This window comes from Pseudomonas sp. So3.2b (assembly GCF_019464415.1).
Classification (GTDB): domain Bacteria; phylum Pseudomonadota; class Gammaproteobacteria; order Pseudomonadales; family Pseudomonadaceae; genus Aquipseudomonas; species Aquipseudomonas shahriarae.
This window is the reverse complement of record NZ_CP080494.1, coordinates 5,994,584-6,013,335: the sequence shown is the minus strand read 5'-3', so window position 1 is coordinate 6,013,335 and position 18,752 is coordinate 5,994,584. Positions and strand designations below refer to the sequence as shown.

Here is an 18,752-nt window from a genome sequence, read left to right as displayed (position 1 = left end):
TGAGGCCTCAAATTCAGGACATCACTTAATGACACACCACAGCGATCTGCTGATCATCGGCGCCGGCATCCTCGGCCTGTCCCATGCCTACGCCGCCGCCAAACGCGGCCTCAAGGTCACGGTGTTCGAGCGCACGGCCACGCCCCTGGGCGCCTCGGTGCGCAACTTCGGCCAGGCCCTGGTCACCGGCCAACCGCCGGGGCAGATGCTCGACCTGGCCCGGCAAAGCCGCGAGATCTGGGGCCAGTGGGCGCAACAGGCGAACCTGCAACTCAAGCGCAATGGCTCTTACCTGTTTGCCCGCACCGAAGCCGAAGAGCACCTGCTGGAGGCTTTTTGCGCCGGGCGCGCCAAGGCGCATGGCTACCGCGTCAACCTGTTGCAAGGCGCAGCGCTGAACGACTTGTATGGCGGCCAGTTCCGCCATCACCGCGCCGCGCTGCACGGCCTGGACGATCAGCAACTGTATTCCCGTGAGGCGCTGCCGGCACTGATCGAGTACCTGCGCTGCGACCTCAAGGTGGAGTTCCACTTCTCCACCCTGGTACGTGACATCGAACCGGGCCAGGTGCACAGCACCGCCGGCAGCTTTCGTGGCAAGCAGATCATCGTGTGCTCCGGCCACGACTACCAAACCCTGCTGGCCGAACAGATCGCCGCACTCCAGCCGCAAATCTGCCAACTGCAAATGCTGCGCGCCCGGCCCAAGGAGGAGCTGAACCTGCAACACGCGCTGCTGACCGGCCTGAGCTGCGTGCACTACGGCGCCTTTGCCGACTTGCCGGAAGCGGCGCCGGTGCAGGCGCAGATCCTGCGTGACACACCGCACCTGCATGAACATGGCATCCACCTGCTGATCAGCCCGACGCCCCATGGCGAGTTGATCATCGGGGATTCCCACCATTACGGCAGTGATCCTTCGCCATTCAACGCCGAACAGGTGGACAACTGGATGATCGAACTGGCCGAGCAGACCCTGGGCTGTCAGATTCAGGTCGTCGAGCGCTGGCAAGGCGTTTATGGCTCCCGTGGGCCGGGGCCGTTTTCGTTCCTGCGCGCCGCCGAGGGGGTCAGCGTGGCGTTGATGCACACCGGCGTGGGCATGAGCGTGGGGCCGGCGCTGGCCGAGCGCAATATCACTGAACTGTGGGGGCAGGCGTGATGAACGCTGAACAGGTGGTCGCTGAAGTCTTTGGCCTGTACGAGCAGCATGGCGCTGCCGATTACATTGGCGAGCCGGTGTCGCAGATCGAGCATATGTCCCAGGCCGCGCAACTGGCCATGGCTGAAGGCTTTGACGATGAAGTGGTGCTGGCGGCGTTCTTCCACGATATCGGGCACATCTGCGGCCAGGGTGAGGAGAACATGGGCGGCTACGGCGTGGTCAGCCACGAACGCCTGGGTGCCGATTACTTGCGGCGTGCCGGGTTTAGCGAGCGCCTGGCGAAACTGGTGGAGTATCACGTGCAGGCCAAGCGTTACCTGACCTTCAGCCAGCCGGACTACTATGCGCGCTTGAGCGAGGCCAGCCGCCGCACCCTGGGTTACCAGGGCGGGGTGATGACGGCCGACGAGGCCCGTGTGTTTGAGCAGGACCCGCTGTGTGCGGTGAGCCTGCGCATGCGCCACTGGGATGAGCAGGCCAAGGTAATGCACGTGCCGGTGCTCGACCTTGAGGTGTTGAAGGCCAAGGCCCGGCACCTGCTGGCGGCTTAAGCCTCGTCCAGGCGCTGGGCCAGGGCTTCGATCTGTTCCTGGCGCTCGGCCTGGCTCAACCGTGCATGGGGGTTGAGCGATGACCATTGCGGATGGGCACGCGCCTTGTGCAGGGCCTCGGGCAGTTTGCCTTCGCGCCAGCTCTTGTCCTGCGGGGTGTCGACCTTGATGCTGTGCATCGCCGCATGCCCCCGCAGGTTCAGGGCCTTGAGCAACTGGCGCTGGCGCAGGGCCAACAGGCGCAACACGCTGTCATCCACGGTCAGCTCGCGCTGGCCCTTGATCTTGCCCAGCAAACGGCTGCCGTAGCTGCGCGCAGTTTGCAGGGCGCCCCCGGCAATCGCCCCGGCCAGGGCGGCGGCGCCCAGGGTCAGGCCGCCGACCAGCAAGTCCACGCCGGCACCGGCCGCAGCTCCCGCGGCAATCCCGCCGCCGACCCGCACCCCCAGTTGCTTGAGGGTTTCGGGGTTGAACAAATCATCGCCCCAACGTCCGTCCAGCAGCGGCAAGTCGCTGGCAGCGGCGTCTTGCGCACGGAAGCCGTAGAGTTTGAGCAGGGCCTCGACGCAACGTTGTTCGCGCTGGCGCACGGCTTTGCGCAGATCGCTGACGGCTTGCTGTTCATCCTCGATGACCACGCTGCGCCGGCACGCGGCGCAGTCGATCAGCAGCTCGGCGATCAGGCGTGCGGCGCTTTGCTGGCGCGCCTGGCGTTGGGCCTCCTGGTCGAGAATCAGCCGCTCCAACTGTGGCCGTGAGCTTTCCAGCAACAGGGCCAGGCTTTCATACAGCCGCCGCTCGCCATCTTCTGGGGGCGCCACGCTGTCAAAGCGCACCAACGCATGCAGGCCCAGGCGGGCCAGGGCTTCGCGCCAGTCCGGCTCGCGGTGTTCGGCGCTGCTGACAAAGTTGAGCACCGGCAGCAGCGGTTTGCCGCAACTGGCCAGCACTTGCAGCTCGTCGCGGTACTTGGCCAGCACCGGTTCCCGGGCGTCGATCACGTACAGGCCGGCGTCGGACGCCAATAACTGGCGCAGCACCTTGGCCTCCTGCTCAAAGCGCTGGCGGGCTTCGCTGCCTTCGAGGAAGCGCGCCAGGCGGGCCGGGCCATCCAGGCGTTCGCCGGGGCGGTCGAGGCGCTCCAGGTAATCGAGCAGGGCGATGGCATCTTCCAGGCCCGGCGTGTCGTACAGCTCCAGCAAGGCTTCACCGTCCACCGACAGGCGTGCGCCTTCGACATGCCGGGTGGTGCTGGGGCGGTGGGACACTTCGCCAAAGCCCACGTCCCGGGTCAGGGTGCGCAGCAGCGAGGTCTTGCCGACGTTGGTGTGGCCGACCACGGCCAGTTTCAGGGGTTTAGTCATGGCCCGTCTCCAGCCAGGTGAGCGGCGCGCAGTCGGCGAAGGGGAGGTCCAGTTGCTGCAAGGCCGTGTGCCAATCGCCAAGGCGCTCGGCATCCAGCGCCTGGCCCGGTGGCGCTTGCAACAGCCAGACCCGGGTGGCGCTGGCGCTGCGGGCCAGCTCGCCAATCAGCGCGAGGCTGCCGCGATCCGGCGAGCGGCGCGGGTCGCAGGCGATCACCAGGCGTGCGGGTGGGAAGCGGGTCAGTTGCTCCAGTAGTTTGTGGCGAGACTCACGGCTGTCGAGGATGCCGGCGTCCTTGACCATGGCCGGAAGTTTGGGCGGCCAGGGGTGCTGGTCGTCGAGTTCGATGGCCACCAGCAGGGCGCCATCGCTGTGCAGTTCGCTGGCACCGCCGCTGACGTGGTGCAACTGCTCAGGCGCGGCATCGCTGACGCCAAGGCGTTCGCTGCTGGGCATCAAGGCATCGCGCAAGTGGCTGTAGCCGGGCAGGTTGAGGTCCAGGCCCAAGGCCGCGCGCCCGCGTTTCCAGCGCCATAGGCACAACAGGGCGAGAATCAACCGGGGCAGCAGGCCATAGACCAGCAACACCCCCACCAGCCACGCAGCCCAGGCCTGGCGGGCGCTTTCGATAGTCAGCGCCGAATCGCCGCTGGTGCGAATCATCTCCACGCTGGGCACGCTGAAGCCGAGCAGTGCGGGCAGGCTGCCCAGGGCCTGGGTCACGCTGACAAAGGTGTCGGCCCCGAGAATGGTGGTTTCCCAGACAAACCCGTAGCGCCGGGTGGCCATCAAGGTCAGCAGGATCACCAGCGCGCTGCACAGCGCCAGCAGCCACAGGCCATTGACCAGCACGCCGACCGCCCAGCGGTTGAGCTTCTGGCGTTGCAGCAGCAACAACAGCGCCGGCGCCAGTTGTGCGGCCTTGGCATCGCGGGCAAGTTTTTCGCTGAGCCACAACCACAGGCGGCCGAGGCTGGCGCTGTGTTCGCCGGCAAACAACAGGCCCAGGGCCCAGCTCAGCAGCAGGATCAGGTTCAAGCCCAGCAGGCTGCCCAGGGCCCAGAACACATTGACCGGGGCTTGGCCGTTGCCCAGGGCGGCGAAGGCCAGGCCGGCGCCGCTGACGATGGCCAGCACCATCAGCACCATCAGCGCCAGGCGTGCGCCTTGCAGCCAGTGGAGCAGGGCGGCGCGCAGGCCGTCACGTTCGGCCAGCCACAGTGCGCGGTTTTGAATGCGCGTCGGCAGATCGCCGCCGTGGCTGCGGGCCAGGCGATTGGCTTCCTGGTCTTCCAGGGGGCCAGCGTGTTCTTCACGCAGGCGCACGGTTTCCGTCAGCCAGAGTGTGTGCAGAGGTGTAAGTGCAGTCACGCGCCATCCTGTTGTGTCAGTGAGCCTGGAGCATAACCGCTGGCCCGCGCCTCTGGTATTCTCGTCGCCATGAAAAAAACTCTCCCTTTAAGCCTGATCGCAGCCCTCGGTGAAAACCGCGTGATCGGCGTCGACAACAGCATGCCCTGGCATTTGCCGGGGGATTTCAAATATTTCAAGGCCACCACCCTGGGCAAGCCGATCATCATGGGGCGCAAGACCTGGGATTCCCTGGGTCGACCGTTGCCGGGTCGCTTGAACATTGTGGTCAGCCGTCAGACCGATTTGGTGCTCGAAGGTGCGGAAGTTTTTCCGTCCCTCGATGCAGCCGTGGCGCGGGCCGAGGCCTGGGCGTTGGAGCAGGGCGTGGATGAGCTGATGCTGATCGGCGGCGCGCAGCTGTATACGCAGGGGCTGGAGCAGGCGGATCGCCTGTATTTGACGCGGGTGGAGTTGAGCCCGCAAGGGGATGCGTGGTTTCCGCAGTTTGATACCCGCCAATGGAAGCTGGTGTCGAATGTGCAGAATCCGGCTGAAGGTGACAAGCCGGCCTATAACTTCGAAGTTTGGGAAAAAGCCTAAAAGCATCGCGGGCAAGCCCACTCCCACAGTTGACCGATTTTTACTGAAGAAACCGGTTCAACTGTGGGAGCGGGCTTGCCCGCGATAGCGGTCTATCAGGCCTGCGCCAACTCAGCATGCTCATCGGCATTGAGCAGCTCTTTATCCGTCTGCTGCATGATCTGGCTGGTAATCGCCCCCGCCGTCATCGAACCATTCACGTTCAACGCCGTACGGCCCATGTCGATCAGCGGCTCCACGGAAATCAGCAGCGCCACCAACGCCACCGGCAAGCCCATGGCCGGCAGCACGATCAGCGCGGCAAACGTCGCACCGCCGCCCACGCCCGCTACACCGGCCGAGCTCAGGGTCACAATCGCCACCAGGGTGGCGATCCACAGCGGGTCCAGGGGGTTGATGCCCACAGTCGGCGCCACCATCACGGCCAGCATCGCCGGGTACAGGCCGGCACAGCCGTTCTGGCCAATCGTCGCACCGAACGAGGCGGCGAAGCTGGCGATGGACTGCGGGATGCCCAGGCGGCGGGTCTGCGCTTCGATGCTCAGCGGGATGCTCGCCGCGCTGGAGCGGCTGGTGAAGGCAAAGGTCAGCACCGGCCATACCTTGCGGAAGAAGCGCAGCGGGTTGATCCCGGCCAGGGACAGCAGCAGGCCGTGGACCACGAACATCAGCCCCAGCGCCAGGTAGGACACCAGCACGAAACTGCCGAGCTTGATGATGTCTTGCAGGTTGGAACTGGCGACCACTTTGGTCATCAGCGCCAGTACGCCGTAAGGGGTCAGCTTCATCACCAGGCGCACCAGGCGCATCACCCAGGCTTGCAGGGTGTCGATGGCGTTGACCACTTTCTGACCTTTTTCCACGTCGTCCTTGAGCAGTTGCAGCGCGGCAACCCCCAGGAACGCGGCGAAGATCACCACACTGATAATCGACGTCGGCTTGGCCCGGGCCAGGTCGGCGAACGGGTTTTGCGGGATAAACGACAGCAGCAACTGCGGGATATTCAGGTCGGCGACCTTGCCTGCGTAGTCACTCTGGATCACCTGCAGGCGCGCCAACTCCTGGGTGCCGGCCACCAGGCCTTCGGCGGTGAGGCCAAACAGGTTGGTCAGGCCGATACCGATCAGCGCCGCAATGGCGGTGGTGAACAGCAGCGTGCCAATGGTCAGGAAGCTGATCTTGCCCAGGGACGCGGCGTTATGCAGGCGGGCCACGGCGCTGAGGATCGAGGCGAACACCAGCGGGATCACGATCATCTGCAACAGTTGCACATAACCATTGCCCACCAGGTCGAACCAACTGATCGAGGCCTTGAGTACCGGGTGACCAGCACCATAAATGGTGTGCAGGATCACACCAAAAACCACCCCGAGCACCAGTGCCAGCAGGACCTTCTTGGCCAGGCTCCAGTGGCTGTGACGGGTTTGGGCCAGGCCTAGCAGTAACGCCAGGAACACCAGCAAATTGAGAATCAGCGGCAGATTCATTGAAGCTCCAATTAAATGGCTGCCAGTCGCCTGAGCGTGCGACTGCGAACCGGAAAGCCTAACAGCTTGAAATATATTGATTTAATACCTTTATGGAATGACTACTGTCGTTTTTGGAATAAGGCTTTGGCGCCCAGGCGTATGCCGGTGGCGGTATCAGGACGCAGACGGTCGTGCTGGTGCCGGGAACGGTCATAAGGATTTGTTAGCGTTTATGCCTTTCACTCAGGGAGAAAACGCACATGAAGCTCGCGCCGAGACTGTTTGCCGCCGCGCTATGCCTGGGGCTTGTCAGCCAGGTCATGGCCGCCACCGAGTTGAAACACTGGCCGGCACCCGCCGCCAAGCAACTCAACGAAATGATTGCCGCCAACGCCAACAAGGGCAATTACGCGGTGTTCGACATGGACAACACCAGCTACCGCTTCGACCTCGAAGAGTCACTGTTGCCGTACATGGAAAACAAGGGCCTGATCACCCGCGACAGTCTCGATCCGTCGCTCAAACTTATGCCGTTCAAAGACACTGCTGACCATAAGGAAAGTCTGTTCAGTTACTACTATCGCCTGTGCGAAGTGGACGACATGGTCTGCTACCCGTGGGTCGCCCAGGTGTTTTCAGGCTTTACCCTCAAGGAACTCAAGGGCTACGTCGATGAACTGATGGCCTCCGGCAAACCGGTGCCGGTCACCTACTTCGAAGGCGACGTGGTGAAGAACATGGAGGTGCAGCCGCCGAAAATCTTCACCGGCCAGACCGAGTTGTACAACAAGCTGATGGAAAACGGCATCGACGTGTACGTGATGACCGCTGCCTCTGAAGAGCTGGTGCGCATGGTCGCCTCGGATCCGAAGTACGGCTACAACGTCAAGCCGCAGAACGTCATTGGCGTCAGCCTGTTGCTCAAGGACCGCAAGACTGGCGAGCTGACCACCGCCCGCAAGCAGATCAGCGCCGGCAAATACGACGAAAAGGCCAACCTCGGCCTGGAACTGACCCCCTACCTGTGGACCCCGGCAACCTGGATGGCCGGCAAGCATGCGGCGATCCTCACCTACATCGACGAGTGGAAAAAACCGGTGCTGGTCGGCGGCGACACCCCCACTAGCGACGGCTACATGCTGTTTCACGATGTGGACGTGGCCAAGGGTGGCATCCACTTGTGGATCAACCGCAAGGACAAGTACATGACCCAGATTAACGGCATGATGGCCAAGCATGCGGCGGCCCAGGCCAAGGAAGGGTTACCGGTGACGGCGGATAAGAACTGGGTGATCGTCAAGCCGGAGGCGATTCAATAAGGCCCCGCCACAGAGTTGCCAGGCTTTACCGTTGGGTGTAGAAAGGACCATCACGCTTTAATGCATTGTATGCGGTGCATTTGAGTGATTTTTCATGTTTTGCATTGTATAGGATGCAATTTAGCGTGGATGAATTAGGTCTTTTAATCAAACAATTGCGTAAAGCCGCTGGCCTCTCACAGACCCAGCTTGCGCAACGGCACGGGATGAGTCGTGCAACCATCTCTGGGATCGAGAACAACAGCATCCCGGAAGTGGGGATTCGCAAGGTTGCCGCGATCCTTGAGGGCTTGGGATACGAATTGACCGCGACTCCCAGGCGTCGGCGCATGACGCTCGATGAGCTGAAATCAGGACGCATCCATGACCAGGCACAATGACCGACTGTCCATCGGCACTGGTGGTGTGGTGGCAGGAACACTCGGCCGGAGCGAAGAAAACAGGCACGATTCGGTTTTCTCGTATAACGATGCGGTGGCCGAAGAGAATGCCGTCTCCTTGACGATGCCGGTGCGCCTGGAGAGTTACAACTGGGAGTACGGCATCCATCCGCTGTTCGAGATGCACCTTCCCGAGGGGTATCTCAAAGACGAGCTCGTGCGGCGTTTCAGCAAGTCAGTACGCGGCTTCGACGACCTGGCATTGCTGGGTATCGTTGGGCCACACCAGCTTGGCCGAATCAGCATTGTCCACGCTGGCGGTGAGGCATCGCTGCCGCAGATCAACCTGTCTGAACTGTTGGTCCATGACGGGGCAAACGATCTCTTCAGTGACCTATTGCGAACCTACGCCGCCTACTCCGGGGTTTCGGGCGTTCAGCCGAAAGTGCTGGTGCGCGATATTGACGAGATGGCGCCTGATATGGCGCGGTTTACCCACCGGGGTGTCACGCACCTGGTGAAGGCGTTCAATGAACAAGACTTCCCTCAGTTGGCGGCCAACGAGTTTTTTTGCATGCGGGCGGCATTGCACTGCGGCCTTGAAGTGCCGGTTTTTCAACTGAGCAAAAACGCGAAATTCCTTGTTGTGCAACGGTTCGACGTCAGTGATGGCGCCTACCTCGGGTTTGAGGATATGTGCGTTCTGTCAGGGTTGGCGACGCGCAGGAAGTACGACGGGACTTACCAGGGATGCGCCAGGCTGATCAAGTCTTATGTCACGCCAAGCCGGGTAACCAAGGCGCTGGAAGATTTTTTCATGATGGTGGCGCTCTCTGCCGGTATCCAGAATGGTGACGGGCACCTGAAAAACTTCGGTGTGCTTTATGAGAACTGTGCCGAAGAGGCTGACATCTGGCTCGCGCCGGCCTACGACCTGGTGACCACCACGGTCTACCAGGGCAGCGACATCATGGCCCTCTTGCTGGACGGTTCTAAGGCCTGGCCCAAACGCAAGATGCTGGTCCAGTTCGGTCGCCGTTCGTGCAATCTGACAGAGGCGCGCTGCAATGAGTTGCTCGCCAGGGTGCAGGATGGCATGAGCCGCGCAATGACGGAGCTTTTGGCCTATCGAAGTACTCATCCCGCGTTTGAAGGGGTGGCAGACAAGATGGTTGCTGCATGGTCGGCAGGTTTGGCCAGGAGTATCGCCCCGGGGTAATTTGCGCGATTTCTTCGGCGCAAAAAAATGCCCCGCACTTGGCGGGGCATTTTTATGGGCGGGGCTTACAGGCCGTCGAGCATGGCCTTGTTACGCACTGCACCCTTGTCGGCACTGGTGGCCAGCAGGGCGTAAGCCTTCAGGGCGGTGGTGACTTTGCGCGGACGCTTCTCCACCGGCTTCCAGCCTTTCTTGTCCTGCTCGACCCGGCGTGCCGCCAGTTCTTCATCGCTGATCAACAGGTTGATCGAGCGGTTCGGAATGTCGATCAGCACCTTGTCGCCATCCTGCACCAGGCCAATCGCGCCACCGGCAGCGGCTTCTGGCGAAGCGTGGCCGATGGACAGGCCCGAAGTACCGCCGGAGAAGCGCCCGTCGGTCAGCAGCGCACAGGCTTTGCCCAGGCCCTTGGACTTCAGGTACGAGGTCGGGTAGAGCATTTCCTGCATACCCGGGCCGCCTTTCGGGCCTTCGTAGCGGATGATTACGATGTCGCCTTCTTTCACTTCGTCGGCGAGGATGCCGCGTACCGAGCTGTCCTGACTTTCGTAGATCTTGGCGCGACCTTCGAACACATGGATCGACTCATCCACGCCAGCGGTCTTCACCACGCAGCCGTCGAGGGCGATGTTGCCGTACAGCACAGCCAGGCCGCCTTCTTTGGAGTAGGCGTGTTCGACACTGCGGATGCAGCCATTTTCACGGTCGTCGTCCAGGGTGTCCCAACGGGTCGACTGGCTGAAAGCAGTTTGCGTCGGGATGCCAGCCGGGCCTGCCTTGAAGAAGGTGTGCACGGCTTCGTCGTCAGTCAGGGTGATGTCCCACTTGGCGATGCCCTCGGCCAGGGATTTGCTGTGCACGGTCGGCAGGTCGGTGTGCAACAGGCCGCCACGGGCCAGGGAGCCTAAGATCGAGAAGATCCCGCCGGCGCGGTGCACGTCTTCCATGTGGTACTTCTGGATGTTCGGCGCGACCTTGCACAACTGCGGCACGTGGCGGGACAGGCGGTCGATGTCGCGCAGGTCGAAGTCGATCTCGGCTTCTTGCGCTGCGGCCAGCAAGTGCAGGATGGTGTTGGTGGAACCGCCCATGGCGATATCCAGGGTCATGGCGTTTTCGAACGCCTTGAAGTTGGCGATATTGCGCGGCAATACCGACTCATCGTTCTCGGTGTAGTAACGCTTGCACAGCTCGACGATGGTACGGCCGGCCTGCAAGAACAACTGCTCGCGGTCGCTGTGGGTGGCCAGGGTCGAACCGTTGCCCGGCAAGGCCAGGCCCAGGGCTTCCACCAGGCAGTTCATCGAGTTGGCGGTGAACATGCCGGAGCACGAACCGCAGGTCGGGCAGGCGCTGCGCTCGTATTCCGCGACCTTCTCGTCAGAAGCGCTGGAATCGGCGGCGATGACCATGGCGTCAACCAGGTCCAGGCCGTGGGAGGCGAGCTTGGTCTTGCCGGCTTCCATCGGGCCGCCAGAGACGAAAATCACCGGGATGTTCAGGCGCAGGGCGGCCATCAGCATGCCAGGGGTGATCTTGTCGCAGTTGGAGATGCAGACGATGGCGTCGGCGCAGTGGGCGTTGACCATGTATTCCACGGAGTCGGCGATGATCTCGCGGCTCGGCAGGGAATACAGCATGCCGTCATGGCCCATGGCGATGCCGTCATCCACGGCGATGGTGTTGAATTCTTTTGCTACGCCGCCAGCACGTTCGATCTCGCGGGCGACCAGTTGGCCCAGGTCCTTGAGGTGGACGTGGCCCGGTACGAATTGGGTGAACGAGTTGGCAATCGCGATGATCGGCTTCTTGAAGTCGTCATCTTTCATCCCCGTGGCACGCCACAGTGCGCGGGCGCCGGCCATGTTGCGGCCATGGGTGGATGTTTTCGAGCGGTAATCTGGCATTGGAGCACTCCGGGCGGCTAATCAAGTACTAAAGGGGAGTGAGCTTCTAATTGACGACTGGAACACCCGAAAAATGGCCGTGTGTCCGGAAGTTGCCACTCGCGTCGCGGGATCGCCGCTTGCTTGGGCCTCGAGCTCATAAACCCGCCGGGGGATGACTGGCGATGAATAGGGTCGATTCTACACCGCTGGCGTCGGGAGGGAATGGCGAGAAGCATGTCCCGGGGCTTTATCGCCCGACCCTCGTATTTGTCAGCCAGCCCCAGAGGCTGAAGGCGATGAAGCTTGCGGCAATGGTCATCAGCAAATGCGTTCCGGTTTGCGCAAGGGCGGCGCTGCTGATCGCGGCCGTGAGGAACATGATGCTGTTGCCCGCCGAGGCGGCCGTGCCCGCGCTGCTTGAGAACAACAGCATCGCCGCCGAAATCGCCGCCGGGCGCACCAGGGTCACGGCCAGGGCGCTGATCAGCATCGGGATCAGCAGGGTTATGGTGGTGATGGCGTCAAGGCTGACGATCAGCATCAGTAGCACACCGGCCACCAGCAGTAACCCCAGGCCGATATTGATTTGCCGGGACAGCGAGATGCGTTTTTGCAGAAACGAGGCCACCACGCCGCCCAGCAGATAGGCCACGCCGTAGACCATCAGCACCAGGGCGTACTGGTATTCGGAGAGTTTCAGCCCATCCATGAACATCAGGGGGGTGACACTGATCAAGGCGAAGTAGCAGGCGAACACCAGTGCGGCGATCCACCAGTAGCGCAGGAAGTCCCGGTTGCCGGCCACGGCTTTCAAGGTGGCGATGATCGACACCGGTGCGCGATGGGGGCTGGCGGACTTGGACGGCAGGATGCACAGCGCATGGATCAACATGGCCAATGCCATCACTGCGAACCCGTAGAAGCTGCCTTGCCAGTCAAAGGTGGTTTGCAGCCAGGAGCCGATCAGCGGCGAAAGGGCGACGAACGAGCCGCTCAGGGTCATGTAATACAGGCGCACGCGAGCCCGGTCCTGCTCCTCGAACAGGTCTTCCACCAGGGCGTGGCCCAGCACGAAGAAGCCACAGCCCATGGCCTGCACGCTGCGAAACAGCAGGAAGGTCAGGTAGTCCGATGCCAGCGTGCAGCCTATCGCCCCGAGGATCGACAGTGTGATGCAGCCAAGCAGGACTTCCTTGCGCCCCCATTTATCCGAGAGTGGGCCGGCGATCAGTTGGGAGACCGAAAAAACCAGGGTAAACAGGCTGATGGACAGCGCGACATTGGCGCTGGGCGTGTCGAACCTGGCGGCGAGGGCCGGAAATGAAGGCAGCAGGATATTGATCGGGAAGAAGCTGATCAGGGCAATGCAGGTGATGAGGATGAAGCGGGAAAGATACTGGCGTTTGGCTGGGCCATCGAGGACGGGCGAGCAGGTGGAGTCAGACATTGTTTTTGTTTTCCGCAGTGAAGCCAGAAACCGATACTAGTCTGCAAAAAGTGGAATTCAATCAAAACCTTTGAAGGAAATTTCCTGGGGGCGCGTGGCTGGCGACGGTAGGAAAAATCTTTCTGACACTGCACAAAAAAAGGTGGGAGCTGGCAAGCCCACTCCCACCTTTGATCTGCATGTTACTTAGCTATTGGGCAACAACCGGCACGTAATGCTCTTGATGTAGCGCGTCTCGGCAATCGCCGGGTGCACCGGGTGGTCCGGGCCCTGGCCACCACGCTCCAGCATCTGGATATTGCGGTCCAGGTGGCGGGCGCTGGTCAGCAGGATGTTTTGCAGGTCGTCTTCCGGCAGGTGCATGGAGCACGAGGCGCTGACCAGGATGCCGTCCTTGCTGAGCAGGCGCATGGCTTGCTCATTGAGGCGGCGGTAAGCGCCTTCGCCGTTTTTCATGTCTTTTTTGCGTTTGATGAAGGCCGGTGGGTCGGCGACGATCACGTCGAAGCGCTCTTCGCTGGCTTTCAATTCTTTCAACGCTTCAAACACGTCGCCTTCGATGCAGGTCATCTTCTCGGCAACGCCGTTCAGCGCGGCGTTGCGCTCTACGCCATCCAGAGCAAAGGCCGAGGCATCGACGCAGAACACTTCACTGGCGCCAAACGCGGCAGCTTGCACGCCCCAGCCGCCGATGTAGCTGTACAGGTCGAGCACGCGCTTGCCTTTGGCATACGGGGCCAGGCGTGCACGGTTCATGCGGTGGTCGTAGAACCAACCGGTCTTCTGGCCCTGGATCACCGGGGCTTCGAATTGCACGCCGTTTTCTTCCAGGGCAACCCATTCAGGGACCAGGCCGAACACGGTTTCGACGTAGCGGTTGAGGCCTTCGGCGTCGCGCGCGGCGGAATCGTTCTTGAACAGGATGCCGCTGGGCTTGAGCACTTGGGTCAGCGCGGCGATCACGTCTTCTTTATGGGCTTCCATGGTCGCCGAAGCGATCTGCACCACCAGGATATCGCCGAAACGGTCGACCACCAGGCCCGGCAGCAGGTCGGAGTCGCCGTAGACCAGGCGGTAGAACGGCTTGTCGAACAGGCGGTCGCGCAGGGACAGGGCGACATTCAGGCGGTGCACCAGCAGCGACTTGTCCAGCGGCAACTTGATGTCGCGCGACAGCAGGCGCGCGCAGATCAGGTTGTTCGGGCTCATGGCCACGATGCCCAGGGTCTTGCCGCCGGCCGCTTCGAGGATGGCCTGGTCGCCTGCCTGGAAGCCGTGGAGTGGGGTGGCGGCCACGTCGATTTCGTTGCTGTAGACCCACAGGTGGCCGTTGCGCAAACGACGATCGGCGTTGGCTTTGAGACGCAGGCTTGGCAGGGACATGACGTCGCTCCGGAAAAAAGAGCGGGAGTATACCCTTTGCGCGCCCGTTCATGTGGGAGCTGGCTTGCCTGCGATGCAGACGGCGCGGTGTATCTGACGTACGGCGGCGATGCAATCGCAGGCGAGCCAGCTCCCCTATTGGATCGGGGTTCGGTTCGGGTTTTTGAGGTGTCGGTCAGCTTTGCTTAGAGGTTAGAATTCGCGCCTAGTCCAGAGTATGTACCTATGTCCCAAGAGCTTTCCGCCGAACAGATCCAGCAGGCCCTGCAAGGCATCAGCGTGCCGCCCCAACCGCAAATCATGGTGGATTTGCAGATGGAGCAGTACATGCCCGATCCGGACCTGGAGGTGATTGCGCGGCTGATCTCCCAGGACCCGGGCCTCTCCGGCTCGTTGCTGAAAATCGTCAACTCGCCGTATTACGGCCTGAGCAACAAGATTGCCTCGATCCAGCGCGCGGTGAACCTGTTGGGCAGCCGCTCGATCGTCAACCTGATCAACGCCCAGTCGATCAAGGGCGAGATGAGCGATGACACCATCGTCACCCTCAACCGGTTCTGGGACACCGCCCAGGACGTGGCGATGACCTGCCTGACCCTGGCCAAGCGCACCGGCTCCCAGGCGGTGGACGAAGCCTATGCCCTGGGGCTGTTCCACGATTGTGGCGTGCCGCTGATGCTCAAGCGTTTCCCGGACTACATGAGCGTGCTGGAAGATTCCTACGCCAAGGCGGGGCCCGATTGTCGGGTGGTCGACACCGAGAACCGCGCGTTCCACACCAACCATGCGGTGGTGGGCTATTACACCGCCAAGTCCTGGCGCCTGCCGGAGCATGTGACCAACGCCATCGCCAACCACCACAATGCCCTGGCGATTTTCAGCGATGAGTCGGCGCGTAACAGCCCGCTGAAAAACCTGCTGGCGATCCTGAAGATGGCCGAGCATATCTGCGCGTCCTATCGGGTACTGGGCAACCAGACGGTGGACCATGAATGGGACAGCATCGGCCACCTGGTGCTGGATTACGTGGGCCTGTCGGACTACGACTTCGAGAACCTGAAGTTGTCGATCCGCGAGTTGGGCGCGCACTAACCTTTCTATCGCGAGACGAATATGCCTGAGCTGCCAGAAGTCGAAACCACCCGGCGCGGAATTGCGCCGCACCTGGAAGGCCAGCGGGTCAGCCGCGTGGTGGTGCGTGAACGGCGCCTGCGCTGGCCGATCCCCGAAGACCTGGATGTGCGCCTGTCCGGGCAGCGCATCGTGCTGGTGGAGCGGCGGGCCAAGTACCTGCTGATCAACGCCGAAGTCGGCACCTTGATCAGCCACTTGGGCATGTCGGGCAATTTGCGCCTGGTGGAAGTCGGTCTACCGGCAGCCAAGCATGAGCATGTGGACATCGAACTGGAGTCGGGCCTGGCCCTGCGCTACACCGACCCCCGGCGCTTTGGCGCGATGCTCTGGAGCCAGGACCCGCACAACCACGAACTGCTGCTGCGCCTGGGACCGGAGCCGTTGACCGACCTGTTTGATGGCGAGCGCCTGTTCCAGCTGTCCCGTGGGCGCTCGATGGCGGTCAAGCCGTTCATCATGGACAACGCGGTGGTGGTGGGAGTGGGCAATATCTACGCGACCGAGGCGCTGTTTGCCGCCGGGATCGACCCGCGCCGGGAGGCCAAGGGCATTTCCCGTGGGCGTTACCTGAAGCTGGCGATCGAGATCAAACGCATCCTCGCGGCCGCCATCGAGCGCGGCGGTACGACATTGCGCGACTTTATCGGTGGCGATGGGCAGCCGGGGTATTTCCAGCAGGAACTGTTCGTCTACGGCCGGGGTGGCGAGGCGTGCAAGGTCTGCGGGAGCGAATTGCGCAATGTGATGCTGGGGCAGCGGGCGAGTGTGTTTTGCCCCAAGTGCCAGAGCTGATTGTGTGTGACGGCGGCTGCCGTCATCGCGGGCAAGCCCGCTCCCACATTTTGCTTTGTGAATACCTTCAAATGTGGGAGCTGGCTTGCCTGCGATGAGGCCCGCCCAGCCACCACAAGGTCTCAGGCCTTGCCGGTAATCAACCGGTACTTCTCCATCAACTGCTCTTCAGTCTCAGGGTGTGCCTCATCCAGGGGGATGCAATCGACCGGGCACACTTGCTGGCACTGGGGTTCGTCGTAGTGGCCGACACACTGGGTGCACAGGTTGGGGTCGATCACGTAGATCTCTTCACCCTGGGAAATGGCAGCGTTCGGGCACTCGGGTTCGCAGACGTCGCAGTTGATGCAATCGTCGGTGATGATCAGGGACATGGAAACTCCTGCCAGGGCGCTCTGCCAAGGCATCTGAAAAACTAATGCGCGCAATTGTGCCGCATTGGCGCCCGCAGTGCGAGCGGGCGCCGGTCGAGCGGTCTTACTTCTTGAAGCGCAGCGTCAGCGCATCGGCGACCGCAGGGTGCACAAACTTGGTGATATCCCCGCCCAATGCCGCGATTTCCCGGACCAGGGTCGAAGAAATGAACGAATAACGTTCCGACGGCGTAAGAAACAGGCTCTCAACGTCCGGCGCCAGTTGGCGGTTCATATTGGCCAGCTGGAATTCATACTCGAAGTCCGACACCGCCCGCAGCCCGCGCAGGAATACATTGGCGTTCTGCTCCTTGGCGAAGTGTGCCAGCAGCGTCGAAAAGCCCACCACTTCCACGTTAGGCAGGTGCTTGGTGACCTCACGGGCCAGCTCCACGCGCTGTTCCAGGGGAAACAGCGGGTTTTTCTTGGGGCTGGCCGCGACCGCGATGATCACATGGTCGAACAAGCGCGAGGCGCGTTCGACCAGATCGCCATGGCCTTTGGTAATCGGGTCGAAGGTACCTGGGTACAACACTCGGTTCATCGCGTCGTCCTGGCGGAGTCCGTTGGGGAACCGGATGGTATCGCAGCCATCCCGGTCGGCCAAGTCAACTTATTCAGAAGAAAGCACTATAGACACCGCGAATACCTGGTTTTTTCATGCTGTTTTCAGACGTTCGGCCAGCGCCGTCGCCAGTTGCGCGGTCAGGCCGTACACCGAAAGCTGGGGGTTGGCGCCGATACTGGTGGGGAACAGCGAGCCATCGTGGATCGACAGGTTGCGCAGTTGGTGATGCCGGCCAAGGCTGTCGGCCACGGCATTTTTCGGCTCTTCGCCCATGGCGCAACCGCCCATCACATGGGCGCTGCCCAGGCAGGTGCGATGCAGCTCCAGGTTCAGGCCGTCGATCAGGCTGCGGGCCTCGGCCAGTGTGCTGACGTAGCGCGCATCGTGGTGCAGTGGCTTGACCGACTTGGCGCCGGCGGCGAACTGGATCTCGGCCATGCTATGAAACGCCCGGCGCAGGCCGTCCCAGGCGTAGGGCGAGACCTCATAGTCGAGCACCGGCGTGCCATCGCCGCGCAGGCCGACGCTGCCGCCCTGGCTGTCGGGGTGGAAGCCGTCCCGCAGCAGCGCCAGCATCGCGTGGGTCTTGGGCAACTGGCTCATGTCCAGGGCGTTTTGCGTGCCATACCCCCCGAACAACGTGCTGGCCAGCGCCGGGTGCAAGGGTGGCGCTTCGAGCTTGTAGGACATTTTACCGGTGGTGCCGTCCTGCCATTGGAAGTGGTCGGAGTAGATCGACTGCGGCGCGCCGTAGAACGGGTTGATCACCTCATCGAACAGCCCCGCGGAAAAATTCACCAGATGCAGGAAGGTGCGCTTGCCCAGGCGCGAATGCGGGTCGGGTGCGTCCGAGCGCATCAACAGCGCCGGGCTGTTGATGCCGCCGCCGGCCAGCACGTAATGCTTGGCTTTGACCGTGATCTTGCGGCCGGTGGGCGCGACGCAACGGGAGTCCATGGCCACGCATTCGAGGCTGGTGATGGTATCGCCACTGAACTTCAAGCGCTCGGCGCGGGCCAGGTAGAGCAACTCGCCGCCTTGCTCCAGGGTCGAGGGAATGGTGGTCACCAGCATTGATTGCTTGGCGTTGACCGGGCAGCCCATGCCGCAATAGCCCAGGTTGAAGCAGCCGCGCACGTTGCGCGGGATCACATGCCAGCTGTAGCCGAGCTTTTCGCAGCCTTTGCGGATCACATCGTTGTTGGGGTTGGGCGGCAGGGCCCAGGGTGCGATGCCCAGGCGCTGCTCCATCTTTTCAAACCACGGCGCCATCTCGGCGCTGCTGTGGCCCTTGACCGCGTACTCGCTGGCCCAGTGAGCCAGGGTCGGGTCGGGCGTGCGAAAGCTCGAGGTCCAGTTGATCAGCGTGGTGCCGCCCACGGCGCGGCCCTGCAGGATGGTGATGGCGCCGTCCTTGCTCATGCGCCCGATGCCTTCCTGATACAGGCTGGCGTAGGCCTCGTCTTCCAGCAGCTTGAAATCGCTGCTGGTCTTGAGCGGGCCTTCTTCGATCAACAGCACTTTGTAGCCAGCGGCGCTGAGGATTTCTGCGGTGGTGCCACCGCCTGCGCCGCTGCCGATGATCGCGACATCGGCCTCCAGCACCAGGTCCTGGTCGAGGGCGGCGCCGTTATGGGTCTTCCAGCCGCGGGCCATGCCATCGCGGAACACATCAGGTACGGGCATCAGCTTGTTCTCTTATTGT

Annotated in this window: 17 protein-coding genes; 8 read left to right on the top strand and 9 right to left on the bottom strand. The window is 62.2% G+C overall.

From position 1 onward, the window contains the following. Positions 1–28 precede the first annotated feature (28 nt). Together K1X80_RS27260 and K1X80_RS27255 are read left to right on the top strand one after the other, a co-directional pair. Positions 29–1,162 (top strand): TIGR03364 family FAD-dependent oxidoreductase, encoded by a 1,134-nt coding sequence (locus K1X80_RS27260; protein ID WP_169989455.1) that lies wholly within the window; start codon positions 29–31, stop codon positions 1,160–1,162. Further along, entirely contained in the window at positions 1,162–1,716 is a 555-nt protein-coding gene (locus tag K1X80_RS27255) for a phosphonate degradation HD-domain oxygenase (RefSeq protein ID WP_220172590.1), read from the top strand. The genes K1X80_RS27260 and K1X80_RS27255 overlap by 1 nt, the downstream gene beginning before the upstream one ends. Here the strand turns inward: K1X80_RS27255 and K1X80_RS27250 are convergent. Continuing rightward, on the bottom strand, positions 1,713–3,080 hold the full coding sequence (locus K1X80_RS27250) for a DUF3482 domain-containing protein (protein WP_057440398.1): 1,368 nt from the start codon (positions 3,078–3,080) through the stop codon (positions 1,713–1,715). The two genes, K1X80_RS27255 and K1X80_RS27250, sit on opposite strands and share 4 nt — an antisense overlap. Further along, entirely contained in the window at positions 3,073–4,452 is a 1,380-nt protein-coding gene (locus K1X80_RS27245) for a DUF2868 domain-containing protein (protein ID WP_170059526.1), read from the bottom strand. The genes K1X80_RS27250 and K1X80_RS27245 overlap by 8 nt, the downstream gene beginning before the upstream one ends. 69 nt (positions 4,453–4,521) lie before the next feature. Here K1X80_RS27245 and K1X80_RS27240 point away from each other — a divergent pair, with 69 nt between their 5' ends. After that, positions 4,522–5,034, top strand: coding sequence for a dihydrofolate reductase (locus tag K1X80_RS27240; protein ID WP_057440396.1), 513 nt, complete (start codon positions 4,522–4,524; stop codon positions 5,032–5,034). A gap of 95 nt (positions 5,035–5,129) precedes the next feature. Here K1X80_RS27240 and K1X80_RS27235 read toward each other — a convergent pair whose 3' ends face one another. Next, a complete protein-coding gene (locus tag K1X80_RS27235) occupies positions 5,130–6,521 on the bottom strand; it encodes an L-cystine transporter (protein WP_057960902.1) in 1,392 nt (463 codons plus the stop codon). A 242-nt stretch (positions 6,522–6,763) separates the two neighbouring features. Between K1X80_RS27235 and K1X80_RS27230 the strand changes: the two genes are divergently transcribed. The 3 genes from K1X80_RS27230 to K1X80_RS27220 all read left to right on the top strand — a co-directional run bounded on the left by K1X80_RS27230 (position 6,764) and on the right by K1X80_RS27220 (position 9,421). Further along, a complete protein-coding gene (locus K1X80_RS27230) occupies positions 6,764–7,822 on the top strand; it encodes a phosphorylcholine phosphatase (protein ID WP_057960901.1) in 1,059 nt (352 codons plus the stop codon). A 125-nt stretch (positions 7,823–7,947) separates the two neighbouring features. Continuing rightward, positions 7,948–8,202: a helix-turn-helix transcriptional regulator gene (locus tag K1X80_RS27225; RefSeq protein ID WP_057960972.1), complete on the top strand. Its 255-nt coding sequence runs from the start codon at positions 7,948–7,950 to the stop codon at positions 8,200–8,202. Beyond that, positions 8,186–9,421, top strand: coding sequence for a type II toxin-antitoxin system HipA family toxin (locus tag K1X80_RS27220; RefSeq protein WP_057960900.1), 1,236 nt, complete (start codon positions 8,186–8,188; stop codon positions 9,419–9,421). The genes K1X80_RS27225 and K1X80_RS27220 overlap by 17 nt, the downstream gene beginning before the upstream one ends. 65 nt (positions 9,422–9,486) lie before the next feature. Here the strand turns inward: K1X80_RS27220 and ilvD are convergent, their stop codons facing one another. The 3 genes from ilvD to K1X80_RS27205 form a co-directional block, all read right to left on the bottom strand. Beyond that, positions 9,487–11,328 (bottom strand): dihydroxy-acid dehydratase, encoded by a 1,842-nt coding sequence (gene ilvD, locus K1X80_RS27215; protein WP_057440393.1) that lies wholly within the window; start codon positions 11,326–11,328, stop codon positions 9,487–9,489. Between the two features lie 229 nt (positions 11,329–11,557). Then, positions 11,558–12,757, bottom strand: coding sequence for an MFS transporter (locus tag K1X80_RS27210; RefSeq protein ID WP_057960899.1), 1,200 nt, complete (start codon positions 12,755–12,757; stop codon positions 11,558–11,560). A gap of 186 nt (positions 12,758–12,943) precedes the next feature. Beyond that, complete coding sequence (locus tag K1X80_RS27205; RefSeq protein WP_057960898.1) at positions 12,944–14,140, bottom strand: class I SAM-dependent rRNA methyltransferase; 1,197 nt, start codon at positions 14,138–14,140, stop codon at positions 12,944–12,946. 279 nt (positions 14,141–14,419) lie between these two features. On the opposite strand from K1X80_RS27205, the gene K1X80_RS27200 reads away from it, so the two are divergent. Both K1X80_RS27200 and mutM read left to right on the top strand, forming a co-directional pair. After that, positions 14,420–15,232 (top strand): HDOD domain-containing protein, encoded by an 813-nt coding sequence (locus tag K1X80_RS27200; RefSeq protein ID WP_198799508.1) that lies wholly within the window; start codon positions 14,420–14,422, stop codon positions 15,230–15,232. Positions 15,233–15,253: 21 nt separating this feature from the next. After that, positions 15,254–16,066: a bifunctional DNA-formamidopyrimidine glycosylase/DNA-(apurinic or apyrimidinic site) lyase gene (gene mutM, locus K1X80_RS27195; RefSeq protein WP_057440389.1), complete on the top strand. Its 813-nt coding sequence runs from the start codon at positions 15,254–15,256 to the stop codon at positions 16,064–16,066. Positions 16,067–16,188: 122 nt separating this feature from the next. On the opposite strand, the gene K1X80_RS27190 is transcribed toward mutM, so the two are convergent. The 3 genes from K1X80_RS27190 to K1X80_RS27180 all read right to left on the bottom strand — a co-directional run bounded on the left by K1X80_RS27190 (position 16,189) and on the right by K1X80_RS27180 (position 18,733). Further along, complete coding sequence (locus K1X80_RS27190) at positions 16,189–16,440, bottom strand: YfhL family 4Fe-4S dicluster ferredoxin (RefSeq protein ID WP_003213796.1); 252 nt, start codon at positions 16,438–16,440, stop codon at positions 16,189–16,191. A gap of 103 nt (positions 16,441–16,543) precedes the next feature. Next, a complete protein-coding gene (coaD, locus tag K1X80_RS27185) occupies positions 16,544–17,023 on the bottom strand; it encodes a pantetheine-phosphate adenylyltransferase (protein WP_003176711.1) in 480 nt (159 codons plus the stop codon). Positions 17,024–17,137: 114 nt separating this feature from the next. Continuing rightward, entirely contained in the window at positions 17,138–18,733 is a 1,596-nt protein-coding gene (locus tag K1X80_RS27180) for a GMC family oxidoreductase (RefSeq protein WP_057960897.1), read from the bottom strand. Positions 18,734–18,752 lie beyond the last annotated feature (19 nt).

Bases quoted from the DNA above. Each gene is read 5' to 3' on its own strand.
- K1X80_RS27250 (WP_057440398.1), bottom strand. From the start codon at position 3,080: ATGACTAAACCCCTGAAACTGGCCGTGGTCGGCCACACCAACGTCGGC.
- K1X80_RS27255 (WP_220172590.1), top strand. From the start codon at position 1,162: ATGAACGCTGAACAGGTGGTCGCTGAAGTCTTTGGCCTGTACGAGCAG.
- K1X80_RS27240 (WP_057440396.1), top strand. From the start codon at position 4,522: ATGAAAAAAACTCTCCCTTTAAGCCTGATCGCAGCCCTCGGTGAAAAC.
- ilvD (WP_057440393.1), bottom strand. From the start codon at position 11,328: ATGCCAGATTACCGCTCGAAAACATCCACCCATGGCCGCAACATGGCC.
- mutM (WP_057440389.1), top strand. From the start codon at position 15,254: ATGCCTGAGCTGCCAGAAGTCGAAACCACCCGGCGCGGAATTGCGCCG.
- K1X80_RS27210 (WP_057960899.1), bottom strand. From the start codon at position 12,757: ATGTCTGACTCCACCTGCTCGCCCGTCCTCGATGGCCCAGCCAAACGC.
- K1X80_RS27260 (WP_169989455.1), top strand. From the start codon at position 29: ATGACACACCACAGCGATCTGCTGATCATCGGCGCCGGCATCCTCGGC.
- coaD (WP_003176711.1), bottom strand. From the start codon at position 17,023: ATGAACCGAGTGTTGTACCCAGGTACCTTCGACCCGATTACCAAAGGC.
- K1X80_RS27230 (WP_057960901.1), top strand. From the start codon at position 6,764: ATGAAGCTCGCGCCGAGACTGTTTGCCGCCGCGCTATGCCTGGGGCTT.
- K1X80_RS27220 (WP_057960900.1), top strand. From the start codon at position 8,186: ATGACCAGGCACAATGACCGACTGTCCATCGGCACTGGTGGTGTGGTG.
- K1X80_RS27235 (WP_057960902.1), bottom strand. From the start codon at position 6,521: ATGAATCTGCCGCTGATTCTCAATTTGCTGGTGTTCCTGGCGTTACTG.
- K1X80_RS27205 (WP_057960898.1), bottom strand. From the start codon at position 14,140: ATGTCCCTGCCAAGCCTGCGTCTCAAAGCCAACGCCGATCGTCGTTTG.
- K1X80_RS27190 (WP_003213796.1), bottom strand. From the start codon at position 16,440: ATGTCCCTGATCATCACCGACGATTGCATCAACTGCGACGTCTGCGAA.
- K1X80_RS27180 (WP_057960897.1), bottom strand. From the start codon at position 18,733: ATGCCCGTACCTGATGTGTTCCGCGATGGCATGGCCCGCGGCTGGAAG.